Source organism: Actinotignum urinale DSM 15805 (assembly GCF_000420445.1).
GTDB classification, from domain to species: Bacteria; Actinomycetota; Actinomycetes; order Actinomycetales; family Actinomycetaceae; genus Actinotignum; species Actinotignum urinale.
The window spans coordinates 26527-37714 of sequence record NZ_ATUY01000013.1 but is presented as its reverse complement, the minus strand read 5'-3'; the positions used below and the strand labels follow the sequence as shown (position 1 = coordinate 37714).

Below are 11188 nucleotides of genomic sequence, written 5' to 3'. Positions count from 1 at the left end.
TTCATGCAATTCTCCACCTGGAGTGCGTGTGTTTTTCTGCGACGACGATAGTCTCGCCACTCATCGCAGTTTTATGTGTAGTGTTGTAGCTCTTCAGGACTTATCTGCGAAAGTTCGCCTTTTTTCAAATAAAACTGCCGATCAGCTTGCCGAACAAGATACGGATCATGCGTCACCACAATCAACGCAGCCCCACGCTTGCGAGCATACGAGACCAACAACCCACACATCTCATCACGAAGACGAGGATCCAAAGACGCCGTCGGCTCATCAGCAATAATAATCTCCGGATCATTGACCAACGCACGAGCCAACGCCGTCCTTTGATACTCCCCACCAGACAACGTCGATACCCGCCTGCCCACAGGAACACCCAACTCCCCTAACAACGACACAACCCGAGAACCCACACCAGCATCACTCACACCACCATCCCTTACCTTGGTAGCATCAGCATTATCCAAATCATCTAGCGTGTCTTTCTTACCCCGCGTATTCATCCACACCGGTAACAACACATTTTCCTCAGCAGTCAAATCATCCAACAACTCACCATTTTGGAAAATAATCCCCATATGACGACCCCGAAACACAGCAGACCTCGTCCGAGAAAAACGATCCACACGCCTACCCAACACCGTAACACTGCCATCTTCCGGACGAATCAACCCCATCACACACGAAAGCAACGTCGTCTTACCCTCACCAGAACCACCAGAAATCGTCACATACTCCCCAGCCCCAATAACAAGATTCACATTCGACAACACCTGCTTCTTACCAAAACGATGAGACACCCCCTCCACACACACCACAGGCCCACCACTCAACACAGACAAACCCCCATCATCACCACCAGCCAAACGCTGACCACCCATACCCTCAACACCAAACACTGATTCTTTCATCACACACTCACCTTTCTTCATTTCTCTCAACAATAACCCTGCCAACCAGACCCCTTATCCAACAACCGCCATGCTGACAAAGTCTTTGTCAATGGCGTTGTTGGACACGACTAGTTGCGAATAACACCCCAACAATACCCACAAGAAATATCACACCCACAGCCAACAAGATCCCACCAATCACCATACCAACACCACCAACAACACTATGATCCCCAGAAGCAATCATAGAAATCGGCATAGCCAACACAGAACCCACAACAAGAGTAACTCCAGCCACCACACCACCATTCAACACCGCTACCAGGCGCGGTAAACCACCCGTCCCATACGCAGAATCCAACCTCACAACCTTCCGATGCAACTCGTTGTGATCACGACGAGACGACACCAACGTCGCCCCCAACAACACAACCGCAATAACACCCGTCCCGATATACAACCACCTAAACTGGAAAGCCTCATCATAGGCACCCACAATCCACTCCTCACCACCAACCTTAGGTTGCACAAAAGGGGAAATCTTTTGAGATACCGCACGAACCATCACTAAACGATCAACAGGCGACTTATCACGATTAAAATAAATACTGCCAACATACCCCTCTGTCGACCCATAAGTCTGAAGAATAACATCACGCGTCAACTCCCCCACAACCTTAATCTCATACAAATCAGGACCCAACGCAATCTGTATAAACTCAGGCAAATGACTCACCCTATACGTCTTACCCGCAACAAAACCCCACACACGCAACGCCTCTGAAGAACCCGATACAAGACGCAACGGAGGCCTATACACCCGTCCCTCATCACCAGAACCCTGCGAGCCTTGCCCCCGATCATCTCCCTGCACGTCTTGGCGCTGACGACTTGACAGTTCTGGGGTAGGAGAATAAACCGATATTGACACATACGGTGGAATATCCAAAGACTTCCACCGCCCCTGCCCATCAAAACGCTCCTCATAATGGGGAAAAGTAACCAGAGCCACTTTGTCATCTAGTATTTTTATATTATTTTCAATATTTATAACGTACGCGTCACCCGCCAATGCGAACGAGGCAGAGGTAACAGCCAAAACAATTAACATCACACCATTACGAACCACTCTCGCACTACCCCGACTAGACACACAATGCCGCCCCACAATAACCCAGGATGCAGACTGCTTCTTATGCGCCAACCACACAGCCAAATTTCCCACAACATGAACCACATACCGACACATATACGGAGCAAACACCAACGCCGTCACAACCGCAGCCCAAAACCAGAGAAAATGAGGGGAATTTACATTAGCCCCCTGAACAGCAATACGTAACTGGTAAACAGCCTGGATAGAAAACCCACACACCGCAACAAAACCAACCAACGCTAACACACGATCCAACCGACCAAACGCCACCTCATACGGACGATTAACCCGAGCAAGCTTATGCGGAACAGTGCCAAGGAACATAACCAACAACCCAAGAACCACACCCGCAATCAAATACGTAACATACGTTGACCATGCAACCCACGTATCAATACGACGAATAGTAAACTGCGCACCAGGCAAAGGAACATCCGCAACAAACAACACACCAACACACACAACAGACAACCCCAGCGCTGTTAAAATCGGCCCCCGTAACCTCCTCCACACTAAACGCTGAATACGCCAGGGAGTAAACCCTATAATCTCCAACGTCGCCAAAGACTGCTTATGACCATGCATCCACGTCCGCACAACCGTGTAGAACAACACCACCCCAGGCACCACAAGCACCACAAGCCAAAACCACACCACATGGCGCTTCTCAACACGATCATTGCCAAAAAAACCCGGATCGACAGTGCCCTGACCCGGTTGGATTTTATTATCAGTCCACCCGTCCCCCATTGCTTCAGTTGGCCGATATAGCACAAATCTGGATGTTGCAGAAGGCGTGCCCTTCGCATCTAAAACCCCAGCAAACGTACCAAACCTTGCCTCTAACTCTGGAACAAAATCTTGTAAATCTTCCGATACTTTAAAGGAACCCGGCTCCTGCCAACGGCTATGCCCAAAAGGAGCCGGAGCATCTTCCTTAGCTGGCACCATAGCAAGAACATGCGTAGTTCGTTTCCCCAAACTAGCGAAATATATACGACATTTAACATCCGCTTCTTGTGAAGGAACCTCCCTTGTTAAACCAAGTTCAGAAATAAAGGTGTCCCGGGCTTTATATGTACTATCCATCACCGCCAGGGCTAAAGGCGACAACACGCACAGCATCGTACTCACCACAACAAGGAAAGCAAACATCCTTGACGGACGAGGCAAAGCCCGGACACACCACATACTATTCCTCCTTCGCTTTACCAGCGATTATTCCATTCAGAACACAGCATTGGTCTATAACCCCGGGAAATACACGCCTGAACTGCCGTAATAGTTCTTCCAGCATTTCGCGATGCCGTAGAATTGCAACCCGAATGATTACTCACACCACCACGACGATTACCAGGAATAGAATAATTTGCTCTCGTACCCTGATTATCACATCTCGTATCTTGGCTATAAACCACACTCCCCCTGGAATATGCCACAGAACCAGGTATCTCAGATCTATGATTTCCAGCAACAGCGGCGTATGAACCTAGCGAAATTAACGTCGCCACACTAACAACAGCACCCATAATCTTTTTCATAATCATCACTCCTTCGTGATTGCTAAGTAGTTAAACCCAACGTTTAAGTTAGGTTAATGGTATCAAGTAATTTCATTCGAGTAAAGATTTCTTATTATGCGTGTAAAAATCCCCTATCCTGCCAATAATTAAAGATGGGCTACATGCATAGATAAGTAGTGGCCATACAAGTTGTGGCACGCAAGAATGAAAACCCGGATTCCCTTCCTACTTGTTGAACAAAGAAAAGGGAGTTCTCCAACGGCGACATGGCTCCCATTACGCGCAGGTAACGTATAACCGGCAACGTATACGAAGACACTTACACAATTCCACACCGATCCTTCTACTAGAACGGTTGGAAATTTTCACGATAATTACCTGAGAATATTAATTCTGCACGTCAATAGTTTTCGTGTTGATACCGCGAAAATAAAACACAAATAAGGGCGACTCTGCGTTGTACAGGGTCGCCCTTTTGCGTGTCACTGTTTATCTTTTACTTTCCTTGTTCTTTTCTACATTACGTATTTTTTTCGACGACGCTAGCCGCTACTTATCCTTCATTTTGTCCACATAATCAACGACGGCTTTGGCTACGCTGCGCCCTACGCGTTCGTCAAAAGCGCTCACAATTACGTTATCTTCCGTGGGGTTATCGATGAGACCAGCTAAAGCGTTAGCGACGGCTAGGAGCATTCCATCGTCAATGGTCGTTGCGTGTGCGTCAAGTAAACCACGGAATAAACCGGGAAAAACAAGAACGTTATTGATTTGATTCGGATAATCGGAGCGGCCTGTGGCAACAATTCGCGCAATTCCGCGCGCAACCGAGGGGTCAATCTCGGGAACGGGGTTTGCCATAGCGAAAATGATGGGGTTGGAAGCCATGGATGCCACGTCTGTTGCGTCGATAACATGAGGGCCGGAAACGCCAATAAACACGTCCGCGTCACGAATAACCTCATGAATATCGCCGGATATGCCGTGCGGATTCGTATGCTTACGCACCCATTCCTGACCTTGATTCGCAACAGTTTCTTCAGTGAAAACGCCGAGCGCGCCCTGGCGATCAACACCGATAATATCGCGCACACCGTAAAGGCTGAGCAGGCGAATTATGCTGACCCCGGCCGCTCCCACACCGTTCACAACAACTCGGACATTTTCCGGGCTCTTCCCCACAACACGCAATGCATTAATCAACGCGGCCAGGCAGACAACGGCTGTGCCGTGTTGATCGTCGTGAAAAACGGGGATATCGAGTTTCTCACGGAGTCGCGCCTCAATCTCGAAACAGCGCGGGGCACTAATATCTTCAAGGTTAATTCCCGCATATGCCGGGGCAATAGCCTCAACAATTTTTACGATGTCGTCAACATCAGTGGTGCTGAGAGGAACCGGCCAGGCATCAACGCCAGCGAACCGCTGAAACAGAGCCGCTTTTCCTTCCATTACGGGAAGGGATGCAAGCGCGCCAATATTTCCGAGCCCTAACACTGCCGTTCCGTCCGTTACAACCGCAACAGTATTGGATTTCACGGTGTAGTGGCGGGCAAGCTCCGGTTTTTCGGCGATTGCCGTGCAGACCTGCGCAACACCGGGAGTGTAGACGTGAGCTAAATCGTCGGCGTTATCAATGCGCGCGGTGGGCGTGAGGGAAAGTTTCCCGCCTTCGTGTGCAGCAAAAACTTCTTCCGTGAATTCTTCTGGAGTCCTCATTATTCCTCACTGTTGTGTCATGTGAATGAAAAACGTGTTGCCACTTTACAATAACGCAAAGTGGCAACACGTTCGATTGCGGCTTTGCCACATAGCTTTGTAACTCTGCCACATAACCTTTATGGCTTAACAGCCTACCGAGTTAAACTCTGGCGCGCTGCCACATAGTCATGAATGGCATAAACCAAAGCACACTACGAAAACAGATCACGCGCGCCACATAATCTTGAGCACCATAAAGCTGGAATTTACCAGGAACAGCTAAACCCCGGCGCGCTGCATAATCATGGCTCGCACCTGGCCGGCGTCTGCCTTGCCCTGGGTTGCCTTCATGACGGCACCAATAATGGCGCCCGCAGCCTGGACTTTGCCACTTCGAATCTTGTCGAGAACATCCGGGTTGGCGGCCAGAGCATCGTCAACAGCCTTTTCCAGAGCCCCTGTATCTTGAACGATTTCAAGGCCTTTGGCTTTCGCAACCTCGCTTGGGCTTCCTTCACCGGCAAGAACGCCCGCCAAAGCAGAACGCGCCAACTTGTCATTCAGCTTGCCTTCTTGAACAAGCCCATCGAGTTCAGCAACATCGGCTGCGCTCACCGGAGCATCTTCAAGTTCCAGCCCGTTTTCCTTAGCGAATCGGGCAATATCGCCCATCCACCACTTGCGAGCACCGGAAGGAGTTGCCCCGGCCTTAATAGAATCTTCAATAACATCCATGGCACCCGCGCTCACAACGTCGCGAAGTTCCTCGGGGCTGAGATTCCATTCCTTAACAATGCGCGCCTTGCGGGCGGCCGGAAGCTCCGGCAAATTCGCCTTCACCTCAGCCACGTATTCCGCAGAGCAAATCACGGGAACAAGATCGGGTTCCGGGAAGTAACGGTAATCGTCGGCATCGGATTTCACGCGGCCAGCGATAGTTCCCTGAATTTCTTCGTTATAGTGGCGTGTTTCCTGCTGAATTTTCCCGCCCTTCGCCAAAATAGCTGCCTGGCGTGAAATTTCGTAGCGAATCGAGTTTTCAATACCGCGGAAGGAATTCACGTTCTTTGTTTCCGTACGTGTTCCGAACGGAGCATCCGGGTTTTCACGAAGAGACACATTCACGTCCGCACGAATATTTCCGCGCTCCATGCGCCCTTCAGAAATTCCCAGCGCACGCACAACGTCGCGAATACCGCGAACATACGCGCCCGCAATTTCCGGGGCGTTCTTCCCTACACCTGTTGCCGGGTCGCTCACGATTTCAATGAGCGGCACACCGCTTCGGTTGTAGTCCACGAGTGAATATTTTGCGCCCTGCAAACGCCCGGTTTCCCCGCCAACATGGGTGTTTTTCCCGGCATCTTCTTCCAAATGCGCGTGTTCGATGGGGAAACGATACTGTGTGCCATCTTCCAGTTCAACATCTAAATGTCCGCCCAAAATAATAGGGGAAACATTCTGGGTAATCTGGTAGGCCTTCGGCAAATCCGGGTAGAAATAGTTTTTGCGTTCAAAACGTGAAAGTTCGTTGATTTTCGCGTCCAGTGCAACACCGAGTTTCACCGCGTATTCCACGGCTGCCTTATTCAACACGGGCAAAGATCCCGGAAGCCCCAAGGATACAGATTGAACATCCGTATTGGGTTCGCTACCAAACTCCACGGGAGCTTCGTCGAAAATTTTTGTCACTGTAGACAGCTCCACGTGTACTTCAAGCCCAATCACGGGATCAAAGCGGGAAACTGCCTCGTCGAAATCCATTAATTCGTCCATTGCTTACTTCTCCCATTCTTTCGCGGGGCAATCTTGTGGAAGCTCCAACCCCAAAGCTTTTTCTAAGGCAAGCCCCACACGGTACATGCGGGCATCTTCTTGAGCGGGAGCAACAATTTGGATACCGGTTGGCAGGCCTTCCGACAATCCAGAAGGCAAAGATAACGCCGGGGTTCCAGCAAGGTTCGCGGGAATTGTGGTGACGTCGTTCAAATACATGGCGAGCGGATCATTCATTTTTTCGCCGAATTTGAAGGCAACGCCGGGAGTTGAAGGCGAAACAAAAACGTCAACCTTCGAAAACGCCGCGTCAAGATCGCGTTGAACGAGGGTTCGTACGCGAAGCGCAGCCCCGTAGAAAGCATCGAAATTACCTGCAGACAGCACATGCGTACCCAAAATAATGCGTCGTTTTACTTCCGGCCCGAAACCGGCCGCGCGAGTTGCCGCCATCACCGTTTCCGCCGTCACAGGGCCTTCCTTCGGTTCAACTCGAATGCCGTAACGCATGCCGTCGAAACGAGCTAAATTCGAGGAAACTTCGGCGGGCATAATCAAATAGTAGGCCCACAGCGCGTATTCAAATGTTGGGCAAGAAATTTCCACAATTTCTGCGCCAAGGTCACGTAGCTTGTCCACAGCTTTATTGAAGTTTTCGACGACGCCGGTTTCGTAGCCTTCACCGCCGAGTTCTTTCACCAAACCGACCTTCATCCCCGCCAGTGGCTTGCTACTTTCTGCAACCTCCAACGCGGAAAGAACCTCAACTTTTTCGGCAAGAGATGTCGAATCGTGAACATCATTCCCGGACAGCAGATCTTGGAGCAAAATCGCGTCTTCAACAGTGCGTGTTACCGGGCCGATTTGATCCAAAGATGATGCCATCGCAATCGCACCGTACCGGGAAACCGCGCCATAGGTTGGTTTTGCCCCAACGGTTCCCGTCACAGCTGCGGGCTGGCGAATCGAGCCACCCGTATCGGTACCAAGAGCCAAAGGAACCATGAAGCTACCTACAGCGGCCGCGCTTCCGCCACCGGAACCGCCGGGAATACGTTCCGTATCCCATGGGTTTTTCGACGGACCATATGCGCTGTGTTCCGTTGAGGAACCCATAGCGAATTCATCAAGATTTGTTTTCCCGACGATGGGGAGTTTCGCGGCCTTAATTTTTTCGACCACGGTTGCATCATACGGTGGTTTCCAACCTTCCAGAATCTTCGATCCTGCCGTGGTAGGAACCCCTCGCGTCACAATATTGTCTTTCACAGCGATCGGGACACCCGCGAGAGGATGCAGTTCCTCCCCTGCCGCGCGAGCCTTATCCACTTCGGCCGCGGTGGCGAGAGCACCTTGAGCATCCACATGTAAAAATGCGTGAACTTTTCCGTCGATCTCCGCAATACGATCCAGGCACGCCTGGGTTAATTCAACCGACGTAATCTCGCCGTTTCGCAACATATCGGCCATCTCGGCCGCAGATTTCATGAGCAGTTTGTTCATTATTCTTCTCCCATAATTTGCGGAACAAGGAACTTGCCATCTTCAGCCGCCGGGGCAGCAGCAAGAACCTCTTCGCGATTCAACGTTTCACCAACGCGATCTTCACGTAAAACATTCGATATGGGGAGCGGATTATAGGTAAATGGAATATCCGGAGTGGCCACACGCGAAACAACAGCAACCGTTTCTTCAATTGCTGTCAAATCGGTAGCCATTTTCTCTGCTTCTTCTTCCGTGAGCGCAATACGAGCCAAACCGGCTAAGCGCGCAACTTCTTCCTTAGAAAATGACGACATACCACATAGTCTACTCGGAAGAATCGTTTTCGGCCCAGTGCGTACCTACATCGGAATGTGAAGAGTTTTTTGCGCGCAAACTGTGTGGGCTCGCCCGCATGAGACAAACTATCCACGCCTGTCACAGTTTCACCGCACCTGAACCGGAAATATTCACCGCTATCGAAACCGATTCTGCCACCGCATTATTAACGGCTACTTTGCAGACCCCTCATCTTTACCGGTTGCGTCTTGCGCCACCGGGACGGATTCCGTTTCCGTGGTCGCATTCGCAGACATTCCGGTTACGCTGTTCGCACCTTTGTTATTGTCGATGACGGCTAGCGATTTATTGTCGACGACGGCTACCGAAGCCGCACCTCGTTCCGCCGGTATATCGGTTCCGCCCATATCGACGTCTTGATACCAGGACGTGAATTTTTCCGCCGTGGAGTCAAAATAGGCACCAGCAGCTAGTGGCGACCCCTGTGGCACTTCCTTAATGTCCATAGCGAAATTATCGCCATAGTTTTCCAAGCCCTCTTTAATGGCGTTATCCATCGCAACCGTCCGATAAACCTGGCGGATAGAATACGGGTCCCGTCGTATTTCAAGATACAAAGAAACGCAAATGAGGATAATGACAACAGCGAAAGGTAACGCCGTGATAACCACGAGATTTCGCAAGGCTTGCAGGGCATAATGCCCACCGGCCAGGAGCATCACCGTCGCAATACCGCCCATGCACACGCCCCAGAATGCAGTCATCCAATTACGCGGGCGAGGATTGCCACTTTCGCTCATCTGGGCATTCACAATAGCTGCAGAATTCGCGGACGTAATATAGAACAACGCGAAAAGAATAACGACGAGAACGGAAACTATTGCGCCACCGGGCAAATTATCCATCATGCGATAGAAGATTTCTTCCGGAGCGGGAAGGGTTCCGACGGTATTATCTGCAGCGAGAGCGGCCTTCGAACACGTTCCCCCACCACATGCGGTGCGTTGCATGAAAATACCTGTTCCGCCAACAATCGTGAAGAAAATAATGACAATAAACGCGGGAATCAGCATAACGCCCAACACAAACTGGCGAATTGTGCGACCACGCGAAATTTTTGCGACGAAAATTCCAACGAAGGGAGCCCAACTCACCCACCACGCCCAATAGAACGTTGTCCAGGCTGAAAGGAAGGCTTTCATTTGCGGGCTTTCCGCAACCGTTGCGGACAGGGCGTCCGGCATACCGCCGATATAGTCGATAATGACGGAAGGAATCATGTTGGTGAGGAACGCTGTTGGTCCGACAACGAAAATGAAGAAGGCGAGGGTGACGGACATAAACAGGTTGATTGTTGAGAGGTATCGAACTCCGCGCGCGATTCCGGAGGCTGCGGAGGCGATGGTGATAATCGTCAATACGGTAATAATTCCCACCAAAACGCCGTTGCCGGCACGTCCAATGCCCGTAATAAGTTCGGTTCCATGCGCAATTTGCATGGCGGCAATTCCGAGGGAGGCGGCGGTTCCGAAAAGTGTTGCAACAATGGCAAGACCATCAATAATGCGCGCGGCCGGAGATTGATATTTTTTCTTAAAAAGTGGCACTATAACGCTGGAAATAAGGGGAAGCCGTCCCTTTCGGAAGGAAACATATGCGACGGAAACGCCCACAATAGCATAGAGTGCCCACGCGTTAATTCCCCAGTGGAGAGCGGATTGGGATAATGCTTTTTTCACAGCTTCTGTCGTTGCCGGGTCAACCGTTCCGGGGCGAGGGGAAAGATAATAATAGAGTGGCTCGTAGGTTGCGAAGAAAATAACGTCGCTGGACAGCCCTACAGAGAAAAGAAGAGCGACCCATGCTTTCATTGTGAACTGCGGTTGGGCGCCATCAACACCTAAAGGAATGCGTCCGTAGCGCGAAAAAGCTAGCCAAAATAGGAAAATTGTCGCCCCTGCAATAACCACGGTGAAAAGCCAGCCAAGGTTACTAATAATCCAATCAATAGCAACAGTTGACGTATTCAGCACGCCTTTCGGGTCGAGAACTCCCCAAATAACGAAGGCGGTGACGAGGACACCAAGCACACTCACCATGAGAATATCGACGCGGTACGTCTTTTCTTTGCGTTCCACATCGATTCCCGGCGCTAAACCGGGGTGGAGGTTTTGTGGATAGTAAGATTCCTGTTCCACCTCGGCCATATTTTTCCTCTTATCCCTTGGGCGCCACCACTGTAGCAACACAAAACTTAAGAATATCTATTATAGAAAGGACGTGATTGTAGCGTCAATTCTGGATTGTAACCGCGACCGTATCGCCCGCATCACAAGAGAGACGCGATTGCAAAGTCCGTT

The 11188-nt window shown here is 50.5% G+C and carries 7 protein-coding genes; all 7 read right to left on the bottom strand.

The features are described from left to right. Nucleotides 1–71: 71 nt before the first annotated feature. A complete protein-coding gene (locus G445_RS0108120) occupies nucleotides 72–908 on the bottom strand; it encodes an ABC transporter ATP-binding protein (RefSeq protein ID WP_051127045.1) in 837 nt (278 codons plus the stop codon). A gap of 88 nt (nucleotides 909–996) precedes the next feature. Continuing rightward, a complete protein-coding gene (locus G445_RS0108115) occupies nucleotides 997–3237 on the bottom strand; it encodes a hypothetical protein (RefSeq protein WP_102165765.1) in 2241 nt (746 codons plus the stop codon). Between the two features lie 881 nt (nucleotides 3238–4118). After that, nucleotides 4119–5288, bottom strand: a complete 1170-nt coding sequence (locus G445_RS10460; protein ID WP_022867032.1) for an NAD(P)-dependent malic enzyme — start codon at nucleotides 5286–5288, stop codon at nucleotides 4119–4121. A 261-nt stretch (nucleotides 5289–5549) separates the two neighbouring features. Then, on the bottom strand, nucleotides 5550–7046 hold the full coding sequence (gatB, locus tag G445_RS0108105; protein ID WP_022867031.1) for an Asp-tRNA(Asn)/Glu-tRNA(Gln) amidotransferase subunit GatB: 1497 nt from the start codon (nucleotides 7044–7046) through the stop codon (nucleotides 5550–5552). A 3-nt stretch (nucleotides 7047–7049) separates the two neighbouring features. After that, a complete protein-coding gene (gene gatA, locus G445_RS0108100) occupies nucleotides 7050–8549 on the bottom strand; it encodes an Asp-tRNA(Asn)/Glu-tRNA(Gln) amidotransferase subunit GatA (RefSeq protein ID WP_022867030.1) in 1500 nt (499 codons plus the stop codon). After that, the gene (gene gatC / locus G445_RS0108095; protein WP_022867029.1) at nucleotides 8549–8845 is read right to left on the bottom strand and encodes an Asp-tRNA(Asn)/Glu-tRNA(Gln) amidotransferase subunit GatC; all 297 of its coding nucleotides are present in this window, start codon (nucleotides 8843–8845) and stop codon (nucleotides 8549–8551) included. Before gatC ends, gatA begins: the two co-directional genes overlap by 1 nt. 195 nt (nucleotides 8846–9040) lie before the next feature. After that, the gene (locus G445_RS10455) at nucleotides 9041–11035 is read right to left on the bottom strand and encodes a BCCT family transporter (RefSeq protein ID WP_022867028.1); all 1995 of its coding nucleotides are present in this window, start codon (nucleotides 11033–11035) and stop codon (nucleotides 9041–9043) included. Nucleotides 11036–11188 lie beyond the last annotated feature (153 nt).

Excerpts from the sequence above, each read along its gene's own strand:
- gatC (WP_022867029.1), bottom strand. The coding sequence starts at position 8,845 with ATGTCGTCATTTTCTAAGGAAGAAGTTGCGCGCTTAGCCGGTTTGGCT.
- gatA (WP_022867030.1), bottom strand. The coding sequence starts at position 8,549 with ATGAACAAACTGCTCATGAAATCTGCGGCCGAGATGGCCGATATGTTG.
- G445_RS0108115 (WP_102165765.1), bottom strand. The coding sequence starts at position 3,237 with ATGTGGTGTGTCCGGGCTTTGCCTCGTCCGTCAAGGATGTTTGCTTTC.
- G445_RS10460 (WP_022867032.1), bottom strand. The coding sequence starts at position 5,288 with ATGAGGACTCCAGAAGAATTCACGGAAGAAGTTTTTGCTGCACACGAA.
- G445_RS10455 (WP_022867028.1), bottom strand. The coding sequence starts at position 11,035 with ATGGCCGAGGTGGAACAGGAATCTTACTATCCACAAAACCTCCACCCC.
- gatB (WP_022867031.1), bottom strand. The coding sequence starts at position 7,046 with ATGGACGAATTAATGGATTTCGACGAGGCAGTTTCCCGCTTTGATCCC.
- G445_RS0108120 (WP_051127045.1), bottom strand. The coding sequence starts at position 908 with ATGAAAGAATCAGTGTTTGGTGTTGAGGGTATGGGTGGTCAGCGTTTG.